Below are 22,901 nucleotides of genomic sequence, written 5' to 3'. Positions count from 1 at the left end.
AAATGACGGTTCGTCAGTGCGGCGGTAGACCGCACTGACTGCGTGGAGTTTAGAAACCGGTCATGAACAGGCTCTGTGAAAACCATGGCGACGACGCCGGATCCGAGAACACTCGAAGCCGGATCAAGCCGCCGGAGGGTTTCACAGAGGCTGCTAGCCGCCGGATTTCTTCGCTTTGAAACCGTGCTTGATCAGCTCTGCCAAGAGTAGCTCGACGTGATCGCCCTGGATTTCGATGATGCCGTCCTTCAACGCCCCGCCGGTGCCACAACGTTTCTTCAACGTCGTCGCCAGCTCCTTGAGCGCGTCTTCGGCCAGAGGCACGCCGGTGATGGTGGTCACCGTCTTGCCGCCACGGCCCTTGCTTTCGCGACGCACGCGGGCAATGCCGTCACCGGCCGGGATCACGGTTTGTTTGCAGATACAGGCGTCCACCGGCTTGCTGCATTCCGGGCAATGACGACCTGCGTCGGTGGAAAATACCAGGCCGCCCAGGGCGGCGAAGGATGCGGCTTTCTTGGCCACCGGCAATCCTCTCGGGAGGACAAAGACTGATCGCAACCTTGGGCAAGGTCAGCGACCGCGAAGCCCCACTCAGGCAGGGGCAGCGCTACTGCATCGGCGCTTTTTGGGAAGCGTTCGGTGCAGTTTGAAAAGGTCGCGCAGTGTAACGGCAAAAATCGCGATTGCTAAGTGCCAATCGGCGCCAATTCATGTGTTCTTTGCGACGTTGCTTTGCTGCGCCTTGAGATAGCGCTTCAGCGCGGCCAGAGAGTCCGGGCAATAAGGCTTTTCGCTGATTTCGCGCATGACCTGTTCGACGGGGATGAATCGCGCTTCGAGGACTTCTTCCGGCTGCAATTTCAGCGGCCCGTCCCACACGGCGGAAAACGCCGAACACCACAGACGGTTGCCGGTGTCTTCGAAGTAGAAGTGATCGTGAGCGGTGAGTTCGACGCCGCTGACGCCCAGCTCTTCTGCAAGCTCGCGCGCCGCCGACTCGGCGTAGCTTTCGTCAGCCTGGACCATGCCGCCTGCGGCAACATCCCAGTAACCGGGGTAAATCGCCTTGCTCAACGTGCGCCGGTGCACGCACAGCTCACCGGCGGAATTGAACAGCATAATGTAGGTGCCACGGCCAATCAGCCCGCGCTCGCGCAAATCGGAGCGCACCAGCGCGCCGAGCAAGTTGTCCTGCTCGTCGACCCAGGCGATCTGTTCGGCGTCCGAGGCGGCGCGATGGGCCGCCTCTCTTGTGCTCTGGCTCACGTATCAGCCCTGATTGAGCAGTTGACGCAAATCGATCACCGCAGCGTTGGCCCGGGAAATGTAGTTGGCCATGACCAGCGAGTGGTTGGCCAATACGCCGAAACCGCTGCCATTGAGGATCATCGGGCTCCACACCGGCTCCTGCGAAGCCTCCAGTTCACGGATGATCTGACGCACGCTGACGGTGGCGTTCTTCTTTGCCAGCACATCGGCGAAGTCGACTTCGATGGCGCGCAGCAAATGCGACAGCGCCCAAGCCTGACCGCGTGCTTCGTAGAACACGTTGTCAATCTGCATCCACGGGGTTTCCACAACTTCTTCGTCAACCTGCGGCACTTCGCCGACCGCCGGAACTTCGGTCTTCAGCGCAGTATTGAGCTTGACCCGGCCGACACTGGCCGACAGGCGTTGCGACAACGAACCGAGACGGGTGCCGACATCGCCCAGCCAGTTGTTGAGGTTGTCGGCGCGCGCATAGAACAGCGCGTTTTTCTGATTCGGATCCGACAAGCGCGACTGATAACGGCTCAGGGAGTTGATGCCTTCCTGGTATTCCGACTCGCTGGACGGCAGCACCCAGCTCTTGTTGTCGAAGTTGAAGCGTGGTTCGGCCTTGGCCAGATCGGCGTCTTCGGCCGACTGCGATTGCGAACGGGCAAAATCCTTGCGCAGGGCGCGGGTCAGGTCACGCACCTGCACCAGCACGCCATATTCCCAGCTCGGCGTGTTGTCCATCCACAGACCCGGCGGGAAACGGTCATTGGAAATGTAACCGCCCGGCTTGTTGAGCAAGGTGCCGGCAACGGTCTTCAGGGTCTCGACCGTGGTGTAGCCGACCACCATTTGCTTGCCTTCTTTCTCGGCAGCGACCTGGGCGTTCTGCGCCACCGGAAACAGCTCCGGTTCCTGGCTCCAGTACCAGCCCAGCGCGATGGTGACCAGCAAATACAGACCGACCACTGTGGCCAGCGCCCGGCTGAACAGCAGCCCGCCGACATAGCTGCGGGTGGCCGACTTGGGCTCGGCGGCACGTTCAGGCGCGCTGCCCGCGCGGTTTTTCCAGTCCAGCATGGCGATATCCTTTCAATCACTTGGGTTCAACGGTTCGACCACAACCATACAACAACGTGCCAAGGCCGGGCACCCGTCGCTAACGATAAGCCGCAAATGGTGCGGCCCGATGACGCTTCGCGACACACTAAGGGATTCCCTGATAGGGCAACGCCAGCAACGTAGTGAACTCTGATCCGGGTTCGGCCCGAGCAGCGATGTACAAATTCCCGACTGTTCTGCCCTGCCCTTCAAGGCAAGCGTCCGGATTTCGGGCATCTGACTGACCTGCAAGTGCATGAGAAAACCACCCGGTCAGAAACTGAATCGTGTCGTCCAGCAGATTATTGACGTACGACACTCGTCTAAGGGAAAAGAGGTGCTAGCATAGAGCCACCAGTCGATCTCAGCATGCACCCTAACTAGTAGTCAGGATATGACCGAGCCAGAAGACCCCAGCCGTGAGCGTCTCAAGCACCACTTTGCCCAGCGGGTAATTCATCAGGCACGTCAGATTCTTGAGATATGGCAGCGCCTGCAACGTAGCGAGTGGTCCACCGTCGATCTCGCCGAACTGAGCGAGGCGAATCTGCGTCTGCTGCGTTTTGCCGAGCGTTTCGAACAGCCGGAACACACTCAGTTGGCGCACCACATCAGCCAATCGTTGCAAGCGGTGGATGCCAACCGTGGGCGCCTCAGCAGCGGCCTGATCACTGATCTGAATCGCTTGATGCAGCGCCTGTCGCGCACCGGCCTGCGCCATGGTGATCAGCTCGACCAGACGTTCCTGCCGCCGCTGCGCAAGCCGATCTACGTAATGTTGCAGGATCACGACCGCGCCGAACGCCTGGCCAAGCAGCTCGAATTCTTTGGCCTCAGCGCGCAGGCACTGGACAGTGTCGCCGCGTTTCGCTCGTCGATGGTCGAGCGCTTACCCGCGGCGATTGTCATGGACGTGGATTTCAGTGGCCCCGGCATCGGCCTGAAACTCGCCGCCGAAGCTCAGGTCGGCCTCGAAGAACCGCTGCCGCTGCTGTTCTTCAGCCTGCACGAAACCGACACTCCGACCCGCCTCGCCGCCGTGCGCGCCGGTGGCCAGGAATTCCTCACCGGCACCCTTGAAGCCTCGAGCCTGCTGGAAAAAATCGAAGTGCTGACCTGCGTCGCCCAGTACGAGCCTTATAAAGTGCTGATCATCGACGACTCGCGCGCCCAGGCCTTGCACACCGAGCGCCTGCTCAACAGCGCCGGGATTGTCACCCGCACCCTGATCGAACCGATTCAGGCAATGGCCGAGCTGGCGGATTTCCAGCCGGACCTGATCATCCTCGACATGTACATGCCGGCCTGCACCGGCACCGAGCTGGCCAAAGTCATCCGTCACAACGACCGCTACGTCAGCGTGCCGATCATTTACCTGTCGGCCGAGGACGATCTGGACAAGCAGCTCGACGCCATGAGCGAGGGCGGCGATGACTTCCTGACCAAGCCGATCAAACCGCGACACCTGATCACCACCGTGCGCAACCGCGCCGCGCGGGCACGCAATCTGAAAGCGCGGATGGTTCGCGACAGCCTCACCGGCCTGTACAACCACACGCACATCCTGCAATTGCTCGAAGACTGCTCGTTCCGCGCCCGCCGCGAGAACAAACCGCTGAGCTTTGCCATGCTCGACATCGACCACTTTAAACGCGTCAACGACAGCCATGGCCACCCGATGGGTGACCGGGTGATCAAGAGCCTGGCGCTGTTTCTCAAGCAGCGGTTGCGCAAGACCGATTTTATTGGCCGATACGGCGGCGAAGAGTTCGCCATCGTCATGCCCGACACCGATATCGACGCGGCGCACAAAGTCCTCGACGAAATTCGTCAGCGCTTCGCCGAGATTCATTACCCGGCGCAGCCGCAGGATCTGTGGTGCACGTTCAGCGCCGGCGTGGTGGAAATGTGCGATGACTCCGACAGCCTGATGATGGCCAGCCAGGCCGACGAGGCGCTGTACCGCGCCAAAGGTGCCGGACGCAATCGGGTGCAGACCGCGCGGCAGTCAAAGCAAAGTGCCACTTTTTCATCGGAATCCACTGATTCGGTCATAACCTTGTAATGGATCCGCAATAAATTCAGGCGCTTACCATTTCTGCCGTTGGTAGCCGTCATGCGCCTGAAGTTGCTCACCAATCTCAACACTCTGCTGCTGGTCGCCGTCTGCGTGGCCCTTGGCGCCACGCTGTGGTGGTCGCAAAAAGCCCTCGAACGCCCCTATCTTTTGATGGAGCGTTACCTCGGGCTGTCGCAACAATTTCAGAATGAAGTAGCGCGCAACGTCGAGGATTACCTCGCCAGCGGTGACGCGCTGCGTCTGAGCAGCGCCGCTCAAGCCATCGACAGCGTGCACAAGCAACTGGATGAACTGCCCCCGACGCTGGCCGACAGCGTGCAGCCAAGCCTGTCGAGCCTTGATGAATTCAGCAAAACCGACCTGCTCGCCGCCGGCAAACTGGCCGGCGATCCGCAGGCGCTACTGTTGCAGGCCGAGCGCGAACTCAGCGCCAGCCTCGACCAGCTCAATACCTACGCCAATGGCAACGCGGCCTATCTCGCACCACTGCTCGCCGCATCGCAGCATCTGGGCAGACTGTCGCTGGCGCGGGACAAACTGGTCAGCAGCGGGCGCAGTGAACTGGCTGCCGATGTCGAGCGTGAAGTGAGCAACATGCGCGCCCAGGCCGAGGCCATCGATGCCCTGCCCTTGCTTGGTGTGGTCGCCAGCAACGAATCGAGCAGTGACGATTTCGCCGCGTTGATGGGCATCGAAAACACCGACAAAGCTGCCGCCGAAGATGCCGGTGTCGCCCTTAAACGTGAACTGAACAGTTTGCTTGGCCGCTATCCGGCGGAACTGGCGCGCACCCGCGAACAGATCCAGAAACGCGCCGATCTCAGCGCCGCCACCCACGAAAAAATCGCCAGCGTGCAACACGCCATCGCCGGTCTCGAACCGGTGGTACGCGCGCAACACGGGCAGATCCAGGGCGAAGTGCGCCTGATGCAAGGCGTGATGATCGGCCTGATTCTGCTGATCGCCCTGCTCATCGACACCTTGCAGCGGCGCCTCGCCCGCACCCTGACCAACCTCGCCCCGGCGCTGTCGACCTGGGCCGAGGGCGATTTCAGTCGCGACATCCAACTGGGCAAGACCAATCGTGAACTGCGCGACATAGAAGCGTCGCTCAATCGCTTGCGCGCCTATCTGGTGGACCTGGTCGGCACGATTCGCGGCAACGCCGAGCAAGTCGCCGGCAGCAGCCGCACCCTCGCCGAACTGAGCAATGACCTGCACAGCGGCGCAGAGCATCAGGCGGGCGATACCGCACTGATTCGCGACTCGCTGGGGGAACTCGAGGCGACCATTCAGCAAGTGGCCGGCGATGCCCGGCAGGCTGCGGACGCCAGCCGTCATGCCGGACTGGCCGTCGAGCATGGCCAGACGGTGATCGGCCAGAGCCTGACCGGGCTGCATGCGCTGGTCGGTGAAGTTCAAGGCAATGCGCAGATGATCGAACATCTGGCCGAAGAGTCGGCAACCATTGGCGGCGTGCTGACGGTGATTCGTTCGATTGCGGATCAGACCAATCTGCTCGCCCTGAACGCCGCGATCGAGGCGGCCCGCGCCGGGGAGATGGGCCGTGGTTTCGCCGTAGTCGCCGAGGAAGTGCGCTCGCTGGCACAACGCACCGCTGGGGCCACGGCGGAAATCCAGACGCTGATCGCCGGCCTGCAGACCGCCGCGCGGCAATCGGTCGAAGGCATGCGCGCGCAGGTCGAACACGCCGAAGCCACGGCCAGTCAGGCGCAAGCGGCCGACGGTGCATTGGACAAAATCGTTGGCGCGATCCAGACCATCGCCGACACCGCCGTGCGCATCGCCGATGTCACTGCGCAGCAAAGTGGCGCGGTCAGCGAGATCCGCGATCACAGCGAGCGCATTCATCAATTGGGTGGGGATAACCTGCTACGCATCGGTCAAGGGCGTGAACAGGGCGAGAATCTGTTGGTTCTCGGCGGCCAATTGCATACGGCCGTTCAGGCCTTCCGAGTCTGACATACCACCTTCGCCAGCAGGCTCGCTCCCACTTGGGAATGCATACCCCTGTGGGAGCGAGCCTGCTCGCGAAGGCAGCGGCCCTGTCATTACAAGTGACCGGATCCTGATCCTCGGTCACAAATTTCGCGCAAACATCGCCCATCGTGCCGCCTATTGCATGGAACTGGACAGTCACAAAGGCTTTGCGGCATAGTCGCCGGGTTCTGACGACTGCTCATTGATAACAAGGACAACGCAGATGGCAACGCTATTGGTGCTGCACGGCCCCAACCTGAACCTGCTCGGCACCCGGGAACCGGGGACCTACGGGTCGACGACCCTGGCGCAGATCAATCAGGATCTGGAGCGGCGAGCCCGCGAAGCCGGCCATCATCTGCTGCATCTGCAAAGCAACGCCGAGTACGAATTGATCGATCGCATCCACGCTGCGCGCGGTGAAGGCGTGGACTTCATTCTGATCAATCCGGCGGCTTTTACGCACACAAGTGTCGCATTACGTGACGCGCTGCTGGGAGTGAGCATCCCATTCATCGAAGTGCATTTGTCCAACGTGCACAAGCGCGAACCTTTCCGCCATCACTCCTACTTCTCCGATGTAGCGGTAGGAGTGATCTGCGGCCTTGGCGCCAGCGGTTACCGACTGGCCCTGGAGGCCGCACTAGAGCAGCTTGAACACCAAGCTATACGCCCCTGACCGACCCTTGGGAGTTGATGATTCATGGATATCCGTAAAGTTAAGAAACTGATCGAATTGCTGGAAGAGTCCGGCATCGACGAGCTCGAGATCAAGGAAGGCGAAGAGTCCGTACGCATCAGCCGTCACAGCAAGACCCCGGCGCAGCAGTACTACGCGCCAGCCCCGATGCAGGCTCCGGCCGCTGCCCCTGCTGCCGCGCCAGTCGCTGCCGCTGCTCCGGCTGCCGCTGCTGCACCTGCGCTGAACGGCACCGTGGCCCGTTCGCCGATGGTCGGCACCTTCTACCGCAAATCTTCGCCAACCTCGCCAGCCTTCGTTGAAGTCGGCCAGACCGTGAAGAAAGGCGACACCCTGTGCATCGTCGAAGCCATGAAGATGATGAACCACATCGAAGCTGAAACCAGCGGTGTGATCGAATCCATCCTCGTCGAAGACGGCCAGCCGGTTGAGTACGACCAACCGCTGTTCACCATCGTTTGAACCGCGGAGAGCCTTTGATGACTGCGAAGTTGGAAAAAGTTCTGATCGCTAACCGCGGTGAGATCGCCCTGCGGATTCTGCGTGCCTGCAAAGAGATGGGCATCAAGACCGTCGCCGTTTACTCCAAGGCCGACAAAGAGCTGATGCACCTGGGTCTGGCAGACGAATCCGTCTGCATCGGCCCGGCGTCCGCCGCTCAGTCTTACCTGCACATCCCGGCCATCATCGCTGCCGCTGAAGTGACCGGCGCTACCGCCATTCACCCAGGCTACGGTTTCCTCGCGGAAAACGCCGATTTTGCCGAGCAGGTCGAGAACTCCGGCTTCGCCTTCATCGGCCCGAAAGCCGACACCATCCGCCTGATGGGCGACAAGGTATCGGCCAAGCACGCGATGATCGAAGCAGGCGTACCGACCGTTCCAGGTTCTGACGGCCCGCTGCCGGAAGACGAAGAAACGGCGCTGCGCATCGGTCGTGAAGTCGGCTACCCGGTGATCATCAAGGCCGCCGGTGGCGGTGGTGGTCGCGGCATGCGTGTGGTGCACAAGGAAGAAGACCTGATCGCCTCGGCGAAACTGACCCGCTCCGAAGCAGGCGCGGCGTTCGGCAACCCGATGGTCTATCTGGAAAAATTCCTCACCAACCCGCGCCACGTCGAAGTGCAGGTTCTGTCCGACGGCCAGGGCCACGCCATCCACCTGGGCGACCGCGACTGCTCGCTGCAGCGTCGTCACCAGAAGGTTCTCGAAGAAGCGCCGGCACCGGGCATCGACGAGAAGGCGCGCCAGGAAGTATTGGCTCGCTGCGTCAAGGCATGCATCGACATCGGCTACCGTGGCGCCGGGACTTTCGAGTTCCTCTACGAGAACGGCCGTTTCTACTTCATCGAAATGAACACCCGTGTTCAGGTGGAGCACCCGGTTTCGGAGATGGTCACCGGTATCGACATCGTCAAGGAGATGCTCAGCATCGCCGCTGGCAACAAGCTGTCGTTCACTCAGGATGACGTGGTCATCCGCGGTCACTCGCTGGAATGCCGGATCAACGCTGAAGATCCGAAGACCTTCATGCCGAGCCCGGGCACGGTCAAGCATTTCCACGCTCCAGGCGGCAACGGCGTTCGCGTCGATTCGCACCTGTACAGCGGTTATGCCGTGCCACCGAACTACGACTCGCTGATCGGCAAGCTGATCACTTACGGCGCAACCCGCGACGAAGCCATGGCCCGCATGCGCAATGCCCTGGACGAAATCGTGGTCGACGGGATCAAGACCAACATCCCGCTGCACCGTGACCTGGTTCGTGACGAAGGCTTCTGCAAGGGCGGTGTGAACATTCACTACCTCGAGCACAAGCTGGCCAAACAGTCGTAAGGCTGAAGCGGCATGGAAAACCCGATCCCTGCGGATCGGGTTTTTTTATGTCTGCAACAGACACATCAGACCAGGATGGTGGAGAGAGCCTGCTGCGCGATCTTTTCGGCAGATGCCCACACACCATCAGCATTGACCACCACGCCTGCTGCGTTTTCATGTAGCGGCGGGCTGCGGAAACGCCTCTTGAAGGTTTCGGCACGTGTCAACAGCGCGGCGGAGACGTTGCCCGATCCGTCGAAAAGTGGGTTGTACAACCCGCCAAGCTGACGAGAGGAATGCTTGAACACTCTCGAGACGCCGTTGTTCAGATTCAGCACGACTCCGTAGCTGTTGCCCAGGCACGACGAGTATGACCAGTAATCCCAGGTCGGCTGCAGGCCCTGTTCCCGCAGCACCCGCCTGAGCGGACCGCCGATGTCAGCGCCCGCTGACAGCCAGTCGCCACCCACCAGCGTGGCGCGAATGTTCGCAGGTTCGCCCCCCAGACGCTCCAGTACCTGCGTGACACTTCGTTCGATCAACGGGCGAATATTGTGATCAAAATGAATGACCGCCCCCATTCTCGTCGTCGGGTTATACAGCGAGGCGATGACGCAACTCTGCGCATTCAACGAAAACAGGTAATTATCTGGCGATCCGGAACGGAAAGCCGCCACCACCGCTTCGCCCTGCATCGCGCCGCGGTTCAACACTGGTTCGACACCTCTGGGAAAAGCGTCATTCAGATTGTTCACGCGCCCAAGGTTGCGCACGTTGCCACCTCTGAGCCCGACCCTGTCGTGTGTCCACTTACCGTTCGGAGCAAGGCGTATCGGTTGCTGATAGATGGCGGTCGGGCGACGGGCATCGACCAGGCTCAGCCCACCGAAATGCGGATTTTCCCTGACCAGATAATACTTGCCCTTTTCGCGAATGTAATAGGCCGGTTGCGGCTGTGCGGTGCTGGGCGGACTGCGCCAGGTGCCGAAAAAGACGCCTTCTTCGGTCACCCTTTGCAAACGATCGGGCGCCTTGCTGACCGCCTGCCTGACATGGAAGCGGACTTCCCGGATCGCCGGCAGCGCTTCCTTGCGCAGCGGAGCCACGGTGTTCAGACGCTCTGACAACAACGAGGCCGGCCGCATGGTGTGCTTCAGACTTCTGGCCGCACCGCCCAGCCACTTGATCGCACTGCCGGCGCCGACCATAGCGAACAACGCGCCCCACGACGCCTCCAGCCAGTGGCCGAGCGCGCCATCGACGTCACCCTCCAGATGCGCAGCGACCGCCTGACCGGCGCTGACGGCGATGAACACGACATCGAGCAGCAAGGCAAACGGAGGGACCACCATGCAGAACGGTGCAGCTGCAAACATCAGCCCCTTGACCACTTGGCGTTCGATCATTTGCGCGCGGCTGGTGGTGATGTCCTGCACATCCGTGACCGCGCGCTCAATGTACGCATTGAACTCGCTGCGCGCGTCAATCAGGCGCTGCGCTTCGTACAGCGTATCGACGCGTTGTTTTTTTGCCGCAATCGCATACAGGGTGCGCGACACGATGCTGCGCGCGGCGACCGGCGTACGCGCCATCAAGTAGTCATGCAAAGCGCCGGCGATGTCGCCGAACAGTGACTGATAAGCACGCACCACAATGCCGTCGGGCGCATCAGGCGTGTACAGCCACCAGGACGGCTCGGGGTTGAACGAGGTCAGGACATAAACCCCGAGCACGACGTGATGGCGCACGGCGAACCTGAACACGCCGTCACTTTCAACCATGCTCGCGCCGGGAAAATGCGTATCCGGCGCTGGCACCTGGCTCAACAGAGAAACCTGACGGACCAGCGCTGAATACACCGCGTCGCTCAATCGCGCCTGAATTCTGGCCACGCGTAAATCACGGTCCATCTTTGACAGCAGCACGTTGCGGTAGGCAAAGCGACGCGGTTCGTAGGCAGCATCACGCGGGTCGAGATATTTGCCACGGATCTCGCTGGCGTATTTTTCACCCAGCCACGCCCGGCGCAGATACAGCGCCAGATCCGCGCTGCGCACAAGGCTCAAATCCTGCCCGACCGACGAGCGCACGCCTTTTTTCGGGTGCTCGATGCCGGAGTTGTCATCGTAGCCGTGAATCGCCAAGTCAAGCAGTGTGGCTACCTGCTGCTTCCTGCGGTCGGCAACGCCGGGGTTGTAATCGATCAACACAGTGGCCGGATCGACCGGTTCCAGCACGTTCTTGCTGCGCATGTAGGGCGTGATCGCTGCGGCAACCGTGCGCCGGGCGAAATCGACAAAAACCTCGAAACCGCCCATCTGCTCGTTGAAAACCTGCTGATGAACCATCAGTTCCTGATTCAGACTGCTGATGCGCCGGCGGGCATCCAGACCGAGCGTCGTGTACCAGCGCAGCGAGTTATCCAGCTCGACCCGCTGCAGGTTTTTTGCCAGGCCCATCATCACAGCTGCTTCGACGCACTCGGCGAACGGCAGGGCCGCACGTCGAATGTCGCTTTTCATGCCCCAGAGAGCGGGGCTGGCCGCCGCGGCCAAAAGATAGTCACGTGCAGCGTGATGTGCAGTGGGTGAAAGCTGTTGCAACAGATACTCGCGACCGGATTCGTTTTGCGTCCAGCTCCATACTTCGCCGGTCAACGCCGCAATCGAAGTCAACCGGACCCACTCCTGACCGTCCGGCTTGTTCGGTGCGTACAGGACCAGGTTATTCACCGCCTGCTCAGTCTCTGCATGGTAGAACACCAGAAGATCGGCGCATTGCATGCCGTTGGGCAGCGTCAGTGCGGCCACTTGCAACGGTTTCTTTGTGACTTGCCCAGACCACGTCTGCTCGAGACGCGCATGGTCGGAATCCGACAGATGAGCTGCGCAGCGCGCGACGAATGCACTCTGCCTGAGCCGCGCGGTGAACCAGTCGATGAGCGCCTCTTGCACTTCTGTGCGCTCGTATTGCTCGGCGAGGACTCGCAGGTAATCTGCCGGATAATCCTGTCCCGCCAACATATCGGCAACGAATGTCGGCTTGAGTGACTGGTTGCGCAATGGCGCCGTACTGGTGATCTCCAGTACCGCTGCGAAGTCCTGACCGATCGGCCCGCATGCGAGCAGGTCGCTCAGGCGTCGACTTTGTGTCGGCTCTCCGACCGCCGAGCGCCATCTGAGCCGCACGTCGATCCTGTCCGGTTCAACCGTCATGTCGAGCTTGAGCTGAATGTATTCGATGGCCTGCTGGCGGGCAAAGTCGCGCAATGAGCCGTAGCCCTGCAGCAGATCATCGAGCGCTGTCTGGGCCAGTGACGTCTGCTCCTGATAATCACGCAACAAGGCGCGATCCGGCTCCTTCAGCGCTTTCATCCATGACGGCAGTTGCGCGAAGGAATGCGCCTCGAGAATCTTTTTCTCTGCACCGGTCGCCAATGCGGTCAACCGGTACCGACGAGTGCTTCGGGCCTGAACTCTGTCGATTTTTCTGCGCAATTGATTCAGTGTCAGGCCCGCCAGTTGGTCACGGCGCAACAGCAACTCGATGTCCTTGATATAGCGCCGCAGCTTGCGTTTGATCAGGCGATCGAACAACGCCTCCTGTCCTTTTGTCGCCCAGTGCTCTCGCAGGTATTTTTGGTACTGGTCAAGGAAGTGCAGCGAAACGGTATCCACCGTCCGGATAACATGCTCATGACGGCTGGAAGGCAATCCGGGGTCGGCCCCCCCAGGCCAGCGAAATGGAGCGTCCTGGATCGCCAGGAACATGACGGGCCTGCCGTCGAGAAGCTTTTGCAGAATGGCGTCAAGCAGGGCAACCACAAAGCCCGGGGCGAAATGACCGTCCGGGTAATGCCTGCGCAGTTCAGTCAATGCGAAGTGCTCCAGCGCCTCGAGCAACGTCATCTGGCTGTTCAAGCGCTTGTCGATCATCACCTGCCAGCGCGTGATGCGCAGGAGGATCTCCTGCACCGACCCCGTAGACGCAGCGGCTATTGGTGGTTTTTCTTCTACAGTTCCTTGTTGATCCGCCATGTCGTCCAGCCTTTTGTTGCGTAGAGATGAGCGCTCACTCTATTTGCCGACAAAAGTGCTCAGGCCATACATATGTATATCGCGGGCTCGAATGTGTAACAGCAAAGCGGCGTGTCCACTTTGCCGGCGACCTGGCGTAAACTGCGCGCTTTTGCAGCTTCGGGCTGCCCCACAGATTTTCAAAGGTGCCCGCCATGCCTTGGCTGCAAGTCCGTCTCGCCATCACCCCGGAACAAGCCGAAACCTACGAGGACGCATTCCTCGAAGTCGGCGCCGTGTCGGTGACTTTCATGGACGCCGAAGACCAGCCGATCTTCGAACCGGAACTCAACACCACGCCGCTGTGGTCGCACACTCATTTGCTGGCCCTGTTCGAGGGCGGTACCGAACCGGAACCGGTGCTGGCTCATCTGGAGCTGCTGACCGGCAGCCCGTTGCCCGAACATCACAGCGAAGTGATCGAGGACCAGGACTGGGAACGCAGCTGGATGGACGGTTTCGAGCCGATGCGTTTCGGCCAGCGCCTGTGGATCGTGCCGAGCTGGCACGCCGCACCCGAGCCTGAGGCAGTCAATCTGCTGCTGGACCCGGGCCTGGCGTTCGGCACCGGCACCCACCCGACCACCGCGCTGTGCCTGGAATGGCTCGACGGTCAGGATCTGAAAGGCTGCCACGTGCTCGACTTCGGCTGTGGCTCGGGGATTCTGGCGATTGCCGCCCTGCTGCTCGGCGCCAAGGAAGCCGTGGGCACCGACATCGACGTACAGGCACTGGAAGCCTCGCGCGACAACGCCGGGCGCAACAACATTGCCGATGAGCTGTTCCCGCTGTACCTGCCCGAGGATCTGCCGCAGGTTCCGGCCGACGTACTGGTGGCCAATATTCTCGCCGGCCCGCTGGTGTCGCTGGCACCGCAACTGTCCAGCCTGGTCAAGAGCGGTGGGCGCCTGGCGCTGTCGGGCATCCTCGCCGAGCAGGGCGAAGAAGTAGCGGCAGCTTATGCGCAGGACTTCGAGCTCGACCCGATCGCCAATCGCGACGGCTGGGTGCGCATCACCGGGCGTCGGCGCTAAAATGACCGCTTGCCTGAACCGGATCGCCGCATGACCGACAGTTTCGTCACCCAATGCCCGCATTGCCAGACCAGTTTCCGCGTCAACCATGCTCAGTTGAGCGTGGCGCGCGGCGTGGTTCGTTGCGGCTCCTGCCTGCAAGTGTTCAATGCCGCCAGGCAGCTGCTCGAGCAACATTCTGGCAAGGACACGGTGACGCCGCTCGCACCAACGCTGCCTGAAGCGCCTGCGCCTGTCAGCGATTCTGCGGTCGTCGAACAGATCCCCGCACCGCGCGCCATCAGCCAGAAGCAATGGAGCGCGTCGGAACTGGATCTGGACAGCCTCGATCTGGACGAAGAACTCGCCCGCCTCGAACAGCGCGAAATCCAGCCGGCCGCCGAATTCGGCCGTACCCGCGAAGAATCCTTGAGCGCCCGGCGCGACAGCCCGGAACCGGACGAAGGCACATGGCCCGACAGCCTGTTCAGCGAACCTGCCGATGAGCGCAGCGCAGCGCCGGATGTCAAACCAGATATCGAACCGTATATCGAGGGCGTCGAAACCCTCGAACCCGAGCGCACCGAACCCTCGTTATCACTGGAACCGGTGGATCTGGATGACGAGCCGCCGATCCCACAACTGCGCCTGCACGATCCGATTGACCCGGCCACCCGTCGCGAACGCTTCTCGGCCAGCGACGACAGCGATGACGACGATCTGCCATTGATCACTTCGCCACGCAAAAAACGCGAACGGGCCGAGCCCGGCGTGCGCGCCGAGGTCCTGCAGGATCTGACCGACGACCCGCTGCAACTGGACTGGCAGCAACGCCGCTCGCCCTGGGGCCGGCGCCTGCTGTGGCTGGCGCTGGTGGTGTTGGCGGCCGGCGGTCTTGCCGCTCAGTACGTTGCCTATCACTTCGAGGAACTGGCGCGGCAGGATCAATACCGACCGTGGTTCCAGCAGATCTGCCCGCAGATCGGCTGCACCGTGCCGTCCAAGGTCGATATCGGCAAAATCAAGAGCAGCAACCTGGTGGTGCGCAGCCATCCCGACTTCAGCGGGGCACTGGTGGTCGATGCGATCATTTACAACCGGGCGACGTTTTCCCAGCCGTTCCCCTTGCTCGAGCTGCGTTTTGCCGACCTCAACGGTCATCTGATCGCCAGTCGTCGCTTCAAACCCGGCGAGTACCTGAGCGGCGATCTCGAGGGCCTGGCGGAAATGCCGCCGCAGACGCCGATCCACATCGCCCTGGATATTCTCGATCCGGGGCCGAAAGCGGTGAATTACAGCCTGAACTTCCACTCGCCGGAATGAACCGCTTCAGCGTTTCCCGATTGACGGCATTTTTCTGACTGATCGCGGCCGACCAAACCGTTGGCGATAACAGAATAACTGTTCAGATTTTGTTCAATTCAGCCTTTAACCAGTCATCGAGAGCGGGTATCATGCCCACCCTTTTTCGAACTCTCATGATCCGGCCCCACTTCAGGGAAGTCCTATGTCGGCGGTACGCATCGGCCCATATACATTGCAGAACGGTTTGATTCTCGCCCCGATGGCGGGCGTCACCGACCAGCCCTTTCGTCAGCTGTGCAAGCGTCTGGGCGCAGGGCTTGTAGTCTCGGAAATGGTCACCAGCGACATGAGCCTGTGGAATACCCGCAAGTCGCGCATGCGCATGATCCACGAAGGCGATCCCGAGCCGCGCTCGGTGCAGATCGCCGGTGGCGACGCGCAGATGCTGGCCGATGCGGCACGGGCCAACGTCGAACTGGGCGCACAGATTATCGATATCAACATGGGTTGCCCGGCCAAGAAGGTCTGCAACAAGGCCGCCGGCTCCGCGTTGCTGAAAGACGAAGCACTGGTGACCGAGATCCTGCAGGCCGTTGTGGGCGCGGTTGATGTGCCGGTCACCCTGAAGATCCGCACCGGCTGGGATCGCGAAAACAAGAATGGCCTGAACGTGGCGAAGATCGCCGAACAGGCCGGGATCACTGCGCTGGCCGTGCATGGCCGTACGCGCGCCGATCTGTACACAGGGGAAGCCGAGTACGACACGATTGCCGCGATCAAGCAGGCGGTGTCGATCCCGGTGTTTGCCAATGGCGATATCGTTTCGCCGGAAAAGGCCCGATACGTGCTTGATGCGACCGGTGCCGATGGCCTGCTGATAGGTCGTGCCGCTCAAGGGCGGCCATGGATTTTTCGCGAGATCGATCATTTCCTGCGTACCGGCGAGAAATTGCCCGCGCCGGAACTGAGCGAAGTGGAACGCATCCTGCTGGAGCATCTGGCTGCCCTTCACGCCTTCTATGGCGACGTGATGGGCGTGCGCATTGCCCGCAAGCATGTGGGCTGGTATCTCGCAACCTTGCCGGGCGCCAGGGAGTTTCGCGCCCGTTTCAATCGTTTGGATGGTACGGAAACACAATGCGCCGACGTTCGGGAGTTCTTCGCCGAGCGTTACAAGAGCCTGACAGGGGACGAAGAAGGGGTGGCCGCATGACGATGATGACCGAGACTTTAGTGAGTGGAACAACACCCGTGAGCGACAACGTGAATTTGAAACAGCACCTCAACACGCCGAGCGAAGAAGGCCAGACCCTTCGCGGGAGTGTCGAGAAGGCGCTGCACAATTATTTCGCCCACCTTGAGGGCGCGTCCGTCACGGATGTGTACAACCTGGTGCTGTCCGAAGTCGAGGCGCCCCTGCTCGAAAGCGTGATGAACTACGTCAAGGGCAACCAGACCAAGGCCAGTGAGCTGCTGGGACTGAACCGCGGCACGCTGCGCAAGAAACTCAAGCAGTACGATCTGCTGTAAGCATTCAATCAAACCAGAAAGGCGCCCGCGTAAAAAACGGTCGCCTTTTTTGCTGACTTCCTTTGCTTTTGATGGAAATTGAGATGACCGACCAGACTACCCGCCTGCCGATCCGCCGCGCCTTGATCAGCGTTTCCGACAAGACCGGGATCCTCGAATTCGCCAAGGAGCTCGAAGCGCTGGGCGTCGAGATCCTCTCCACCGGCGGAACGTTCAAGCTGCTGCGTGACAACGGCGTTGCCGCAGTGGAAGTCGCGGATTACACCGGTTTCGCCGAAATGATGGACGGTCGGGTGAAAACCCTGCACCCGAAAATCCACGGCGGCATCCTCGGTCGTCGCGGTACTGACGATGCGATCATGACCGAGCACGGCATCAAGCCGATCGATCTGGTAGCGGTCAACCTGTACCCGTTCGAAGCGACCATCAACAAGCCAGGCTGCGACCTGCCGACCGCCATCGAGAACATCGACATCGGCGGGCCGACCATGGTCCGTTCGGCAGCGAAAAATCACAAAGACGTAGCGATCGTGGTAAATGCCAGCGATTACGCCAACGTCCTGGAAAGCCTCAAGGCCGGCGGCCTGACTTACGCCCAGCGTTTCGACCTGATGCTCAAGGCTTTCGAACACACCGCCGCCTACGACGGCATGATCGCCAACTACATGGGCACCGTGAACCAGGCCGCTGAAACTTTGAGCACTGAAGGTCGCAGCGAATTCCCGCGCACCTTCAACAGCCAGTTCATCAAGGCTCAGGAAATGCGCTACGGCGAGAACCCGCACCAGAGCGCGGCGTTCTACGTGGAAGCCAAGCCCGCCGAAGTCGGCATCGCCACCGCGACCCAGCTGCAAGGCAAAGAACTGTCGTACAACAACGTCGCCGACACCGACGCTGCGCTGGAATGCGTGAAGAGCTTCGTCAAGCCAGCCTGCGTGATCGTCAAGCACGCCAACCCGTGCGGCGTGGCGGTCAGCCCGGACGCTGAGGGCGGCATTCGTCAGGCTTACGAACTGGCCTACGCCACCGACACCGAATCGGCGTTCGGCGGCATCATCGCCTTCAACCGTGAACTGGATGCCGAGACCGCCAAGGCGATCGTCGAGCGCCAGTTCGTTGAAGTGATCATTGCCCCATCGGTCAGCGAAGAAGCCCGCGCCATTGTTGCCGCGAAAGCCAACGTACGCCTGCTGGCCTGCGGCGAGTGGTCGGCTGAGCGCGCCGCTGCCTGGGATTACAAACGCGTCAACGGTGGCCTGCTGGTGCAGAGCCGCGATATCGGCATGATCAGCGCCGACGACCTGAAAGTGGTGACCAAACGCGCACCGACCGAACAGGAAATCCACGACCTGATCTTCGCCTGGAAAGTCGCCAAGTACGTCAAATCCAACGCTATCGTCTACGCCAAGAACCGCCAGACCATCGGTGTCGGCGCCGGCCAGATGAGCCGCGTCAACTCGGCCCGCATCGCCGCGATCAAGGCTGAGCACGCCGGTTTGCAGGTGGCCGGTTCGGTCATGGCGTCCGACGCGTTCTTCCCGTTCCGCGACGGCCTCGACAACGCGGCCAAGGTCGGTATCACTGCGGTGATCCAGCCCGGCGGTTCGATGCGTGACAACGAAGTGATTGCTGCTGCTGATGAAGCCGGCATCGCAATGGTATTCACCGGCATGCGCCACTTCCGTCACTGATCCAACCCGATCGGAATGTGGGAGCGAGCCTGCTCGCGAATGCGATCTGTCAGCGACATTGATGTTGACTGAGACACCGTCTTCGCGAGCAGGCTCGCTCCCACATGAAACGCTTTTGCGGCGTCTACAGAATTTGAGGTTTTTGAAATGAATGTTTTGATCATTGGCAGCGGTGGCCGTGAACACGCTCTGGCGTGGAAAGTGGCTCAGGATCCGCGTGTGCAGAAGGTTTTCGTTGCACCGGGCAACGCTGGCACCGCCATTGAAGCCAAGTGCGAAAACGTCGCCATCGACGTGCTGGCGCTGGAGCAACTGGCCGATTTCGCGGAAAAGAATGTTTCCCTGACCATCGTCGGCCCGGAAGTGCCGCTGGTGGCTGGCGTCGTCGATCTGTTCCGCTCCCGTGGCCTGGACTGCTTCGGTCCGACTGCCGGTGCTGCGCAACTGGAAGGTTCGAAAGCCTTCACCAAGGACTTCCTCGCGCGCCACAAGATCCCGACCGCCGATTACCAGAACTTCACCGAGATCGAGCCGGCCCTGGCTTATCTGCGTGAAAAAGGCGCGCCGATCGTGATCAAGGCCGATGGCCTGGCTGCCGGCAAAGGCGTGATCGTCGCCATGACCCTGGCCGAAGCCGAAGACGCCGTGCGTGACATGCTCGCCGGCAACTCGTTTGGCGACGCCGGTTCGCGCGTAGTGATCGAAGAATTCCTCGACGGCGAAGAAGCTTCGTTCATCGTCATGGTCGACGGCAAGAACGTGCTGCCGATGGCCACCAGCCAGGACCACAAACGCGTCGGCGACGGCGACAGCGGCCCGAACACCGGTGGCATGGGTGCCTACTCCCCTGCCCCGGTGGTCACCGCCGAGGTGCATCAACGCGTGATGGATCAGGTGATCTGGCCGACCGTGCGCGGCATGGCCGACGAAGGTAACGTCTACACTGGTTTCCTCTATGCCGGTCTGATGATCGACAAGGCCGGTAACCCGAAAGTCATCGAGTTCAACTGCCGCTTCGGCGATCCGGAAACCCAACCGGTGATGCTGCGTCTGCAATCGAGCCTGGTGTTGCTGGTTGAAGCCGCATTGGCGCAAGCGCTGGACAAGATTGAAGCGCAATGGGATCCGCGTCCGAGCGTTGGCATCGTGCTGGCCGCTGGCGGCTACCCGGGCGACTACGCCAAAGGCGCAGCGATCAACGGTCTGGACGCGGCGGCAGCTCTGGAAGGCAAAGTCTTCCACGCCGGCACCGCGCTGAAAGACGGACAGGTCGTTACTGCCGGTGGTCGTGTACTGTGTGCAACGGCCATGGGCGCCACCGTCGGTGAAGCTCAGCAGCAAGCCTACAAACTGGCCGCTGCCATCGACTGGGAAGGCTGCTTCTACCGCAAGGACATCGGCTACCGCGCCATTGCCCGTGAATGCGGCGAAACCCAGGAGTAAGCGATCCATCAGGCCCGGCGCGGGATGCCATTCCTCGCCGGGCTGTTCGGTCGTCGCGCATCGTTATATTCTGGCATCAACCTACGAAGGGATTTCGCCGTGCGCTGGCTCAGGATTGCCATAAGCTTCACCGTCACGCTGATGACCTTGCTCTGCATGCTCCCGGCCCAGGCCGCGCAAGGCAGTGGCTGGTCGGTATTGCTTGACGATCAGGGCATCCTGCAACTGAGCGACATCCGCTCCGCTCGCTACACCAATCAATTCAGTCCCATCGAGCTTGACCGCCTGACCGCGGCCGAACCCGAAGGCGCCCTGTGGCTGCGCTTCAAACTGGCGCCGGGCAAGCACGAACAAGTGCTGCGCATCTTTGCCCCCGACCTGTCCCAACTCAATCTCTACGTGCTCGACGGCGACCGGCTGATCGAGCAACGCAATACCGGCAACGAACGGCCGCAGGCCGAACATCCGTTGCCGAGCAGCGATTTCATGCTGCCGCTGCCCCAGGCTGACAAGCCGCTGGACGTCTACGTACGCATGGTTTCCGGCCATCAGCTGCGCCCGCACATCACCCTGCAAGCGGCAATCGAAGGCGCCGCCGATCAGAAGCAGACGCTGATTTTCGGCCTGCTGTTCGGCTGCCTCGCCATGCTCCTGCTGCACAACCTGGTGCGCTACGCTTACTCGCGCTCGCGCAGCAGTCTGTGGCTGGCGATCTGTGAAGGCCTGCTGGGGCTGAGTCTGTTCCTGTTGCTCAATCTCGCCGGTCCGTGGCTGCCGAACTGGCAAGCCATTCAGACGCCGGGCGCTTATCTGGCACTGCTGCTGACCGCCCCAGCCGGGTTGATGTTCGCCCTGCGCTTCTTTGCGCCACTGGGCCAGCACGCGCTGAACAAACTGCTGTGGGGCGACATTCTGTTGATCGTCACGTGCAGCCTGTTGCTGCTGTTCGTCAACACCTTGCCGCTGAACATCATCACCTACGCACTGGTCGCACTGGCCGGTCTGAGCATGTTGCTGGTGGGCTTCTATCACTGGCAAAAAGGCTATCGCCCGGCGCGTCTGTTCGTCGCCGCCATGGTCGTGTTCAACATCGGCACGCTGGTTATCCTGCCGGCGCTGCTGGGGCTGACACTGGTCACGCCGCAAGGCCTGATCATGACGCTGATGGTGTTCATCTGCATCAGTGGCCTGCTGATGAGCATTGCCTTGGGCGAGCGACAGCGCAGCATCACCGAAAGCCGTTTCAGCATCAGCCGCGACCTCGCGGCAAGCAACGCCGAAATCAACGCCAAAGCCGAATTCCTCGCCAAGATCAGCCACGAAATCCGCACACCGATGAACGGTGTACTGGGCATGACCGAGCTGCTGCTGGGCACGCCGCTGTCGGTCAAGCAACGCGATTATGTGCAGACCATCCACAGCGCCGGCAACGAACTGCTGACGCTGATCAACGAGATCCTCGACATCTCCAAGCTCGAATCCGGGCAGATCGAACTCGATGACGTGCAGTTCGACCTCAACGCCCTGATCGATGATTGTCTGAGCATCTACCGGGCCAAGGCCGAGCAACAGAACGTCGAGCTGATCAGTTTCATCCAGCCGCAAGTGCCACGGGTGATCAGCGGCGATCCGACGCGCCTGCGCCAGACCTTGCTGAGCCTGCTGGAAAACGCCCTGAAGAAAACCGAAGAAGGCGAAGTGCTGATCGTCGTTGCACTGGACGAGCGCAGCAGCAAACCGCGCCTGCGCATTGCCGTGCAGGACAGCGGCGTGCCGATGGAGCCGGAAGAGCGCGAGGCGCTTCTGCACGCCGAATTGCACAGCAAGCACTTCCTCTCGGCCAATCGCCTGGGCGGCAATCTCGGCCTGGTGATCGCGCGCCAACTGATTCGTCTGATGCAAGGCGAGTTCGGCATCAAGAGCGGCGCCACCCAGGGCAGCACTTTGTGGCTGACCTTGCCGCTGGACCCGGATCGCCTCGAACATCCGACGTCCGACCTGGACAGCCCGCTGCAAGGCGCGCGGGTGCTGGTAGTCGATGACAACGACACCTGTCGCAAAGTGCTGGTACAGCAATGCAGCGCCTGGGGCCTGAATGTCAGCGCCGTGCCGTCGGGCAAGGAAGCGTTGGCACTGCTGCGCACCAAGGCGCACCTGCGCGATTACTTCGACGTGGTCCTGCTCGACCAGAACATGCCCGGCATGACCGGCATGCAACTGGCCGCGAAGATCAAGGAAGACCCGAGCTTGAACCACGACATTCTGCTGATCATGCTCACCGGCATCAGCAACGCGCCGAGCAAGATCATTGCGCGCAATTCCGGGATCAAACGGATTCTGGCCAAACCGGTGGCCGGTTATACGCTCAAGACCACCCTGGCGGACGAGCTCAACCAGCGCAACAAGGGCCAGGTGGTGTTCCAGCCGCAAGTCGTTACGGCGGCCACTGCTGCGAAAGTGCCGAGCGACTTCCGCATCCTCGTCGCCGAAGACAACACCATCTCGACCAAAGTGATTCGCGGCATGCTCGGCAAGCTGAACCTGCAGCCGGACACCGCGAGCAACGGCGAAGAAGCACTGCAAGCGATGAAGGCCCAGCGTTACGACCTGGTGCTGATGGACTGCGAAATGCCGATCCTCGATGGCTTCTCCGCGACACAGCAACTGCGCGCCTGGGAAGTCAGCAATCAGCGCATCCGCACACCGATCGTCGCCCTCACCGCGCACATTCTCGCCGAACATAAAGAACGCGCCCGCCAGGCCGGCATGGACGGACACATGTCCAAACCAGTCGAGCTTTCACAGCTGCGCGAATTGATCGAGCATTGGGTTGCGCAACGGGATCAGCAGAACCGGGCCACGACCCAGCCGTCGTAAACCGACA

At 61.2% G+C, this 22,901-nt stretch carries 15 protein-coding genes and 1 pseudogene; 12 read left to right on the top strand and 4 right to left on the bottom strand.

The genetic code is table 11. The features are described from left to right. Nucleotides 1-153: 153 nt before the first annotated feature. The 3 genes from HU724_RS04045 to HU724_RS04035 form a co-directional block, all read right to left on the bottom strand. Nucleotides 154-525: a translation initiation factor Sui1 gene (locus tag HU724_RS04045; RefSeq protein ID WP_007914613.1), complete on the bottom strand. Its 372-nt coding sequence runs from the start codon at nucleotides 523-525 to the stop codon at nucleotides 154-156. A gap of 186 nt (nucleotides 526-711) precedes the next feature. After that, a complete protein-coding gene (locus HU724_RS04040) occupies nucleotides 712-1,269 on the bottom strand; it encodes an NUDIX hydrolase (RefSeq protein ID WP_125926231.1) in 558 nt (185 codons plus the stop codon). A gap of 3 nt (nucleotides 1,270-1,272) precedes the next feature. Then, nucleotides 1,273-2,340, bottom strand: a complete 1,068-nt coding sequence (locus tag HU724_RS04035) for a DUF2333 family protein (protein ID WP_016771859.1) — start codon at nucleotides 2,338-2,340, stop codon at nucleotides 1,273-1,275. A gap of 415 nt (nucleotides 2,341-2,755) precedes the next feature. On the opposite strand from HU724_RS04035, the gene gcbA reads away from it, so the two are divergent. The 5 genes and pseudogenes from gcbA (at nucleotide 2,756) to accC (ending at nucleotide 8,977) form a co-directional block, all read left to right on the top strand. Then, the gene (gene gcbA / locus HU724_RS04030) at nucleotides 2,756-4,426 is read left to right on the top strand and encodes a diguanylate cyclase GcbA (RefSeq protein WP_016771860.1); all 1,671 of its coding nucleotides are present in this window, start codon (nucleotides 2,756-2,758) and stop codon (nucleotides 4,424-4,426) included. Between the two features lie 1,491 nt (nucleotides 4,427-5,917). Beyond that, a pseudogene (locus tag HU724_RS27905) lies at nucleotides 5,918-6,424 on the top strand (methyl-accepting chemotaxis protein); the annotation flags it as partial. A 241-nt stretch (nucleotides 6,425-6,665) separates the two neighbouring features. Beyond that, on the top strand, nucleotides 6,666-7,121 hold the full coding sequence (gene aroQ / locus HU724_RS04020; RefSeq protein ID WP_016771861.1) for a type II 3-dehydroquinate dehydratase: 456 nt from the start codon (nucleotides 6,666-6,668) through the stop codon (nucleotides 7,119-7,121). A gap of 24 nt (nucleotides 7,122-7,145) precedes the next feature. Then, entirely contained in the window at nucleotides 7,146-7,604 is a 459-nt protein-coding gene (accB, locus tag HU724_RS04015) for an acetyl-CoA carboxylase biotin carboxyl carrier protein (protein WP_016771862.1), read from the top strand. A gap of 17 nt (nucleotides 7,605-7,621) precedes the next feature. Continuing rightward, a complete protein-coding gene (gene accC, locus HU724_RS04010) occupies nucleotides 7,622-8,977 on the top strand; it encodes an acetyl-CoA carboxylase biotin carboxylase subunit (protein ID WP_024011424.1) in 1,356 nt (451 codons plus the stop codon). Nucleotides 8,978-9,042: 65 nt separating this feature from the next. Here the strand turns inward: accC and HU724_RS04005 are convergent, their stop codons facing one another. Beyond that, nucleotides 9,043-12,996, bottom strand: coding sequence for a type III effector 1 (locus HU724_RS04005; protein ID WP_186567286.1), 3,954 nt, complete (start codon nucleotides 12,994-12,996; stop codon nucleotides 9,043-9,045). 194 nt (nucleotides 12,997-13,190) lie between these two features. Between HU724_RS04005 and prmA the strand changes: the two genes are divergently transcribed. From prmA to HU724_RS03970, 7 genes are all read left to right on the top strand, one after another. Beyond that, nucleotides 13,191-14,069: a 50S ribosomal protein L11 methyltransferase gene (gene prmA / locus HU724_RS04000; protein WP_186567288.1), complete on the top strand. Its 879-nt coding sequence runs from the start codon at nucleotides 13,191-13,193 to the stop codon at nucleotides 14,067-14,069. A 30-nt stretch (nucleotides 14,070-14,099) separates the two neighbouring features. After that, nucleotides 14,100-15,371 (top strand): DUF3426 domain-containing protein, encoded by a 1,272-nt coding sequence (locus HU724_RS03995; RefSeq protein WP_186567290.1) that lies wholly within the window; start codon nucleotides 14,100-14,102, stop codon nucleotides 15,369-15,371. 184 nt (nucleotides 15,372-15,555) lie between these two features. Beyond that, nucleotides 15,556-16,566 carry a tRNA dihydrouridine synthase DusB gene (gene dusB, locus HU724_RS03990; protein WP_186567292.1) on the top strand — a complete coding sequence of 337 codons (1,011 nt, stop codon included), beginning with the start codon at nucleotides 15,556-15,558 and terminating at the stop codon, nucleotides 16,564-16,566. Next, nucleotides 16,563-16,883 carry a DNA-binding transcriptional regulator Fis gene (gene fis / locus HU724_RS03985; protein ID WP_002555375.1) on the top strand — a complete coding sequence of 107 codons (321 nt, stop codon included), beginning with the start codon at nucleotides 16,563-16,565 and terminating at the stop codon, nucleotides 16,881-16,883. The genes dusB and fis overlap by 4 nt, the downstream gene beginning before the upstream one ends. Before the next feature lie 83 nt (nucleotides 16,884-16,966). Then, nucleotides 16,967-18,574, top strand: coding sequence for a bifunctional phosphoribosylaminoimidazolecarboxamide formyltransferase/IMP cyclohydrolase (gene purH, locus HU724_RS03980; RefSeq protein ID WP_186567294.1), 1,608 nt, complete (start codon nucleotides 16,967-16,969; stop codon nucleotides 18,572-18,574). A gap of 147 nt (nucleotides 18,575-18,721) precedes the next feature. Next, entirely contained in the window at nucleotides 18,722-20,017 is a 1,296-nt protein-coding gene (gene purD / locus HU724_RS03975; protein ID WP_186567296.1) for a phosphoribosylamine--glycine ligase, read from the top strand. A 99-nt stretch (nucleotides 20,018-20,116) separates the two neighbouring features. Beyond that, entirely contained in the window at nucleotides 20,117-22,894 is a 2,778-nt protein-coding gene (locus HU724_RS03970) for a hybrid sensor histidine kinase/response regulator (RefSeq protein WP_186567298.1), read from the top strand. The last annotated feature ends 7 nt before the right edge of the window (nucleotides 22,895-22,901 follow it).

The organism is Pseudomonas iranensis (assembly GCF_014268585.2).
GTDB classification, from domain to species: domain Bacteria; phylum Pseudomonadota; class Gammaproteobacteria; order Pseudomonadales; family Pseudomonadaceae; genus Aquipseudomonas; species Aquipseudomonas iranensis.
The sequence above is the reverse complement of the archived record's forward strand: the minus strand, read 5'-3'. Positions and strand labels throughout refer to the sequence as shown.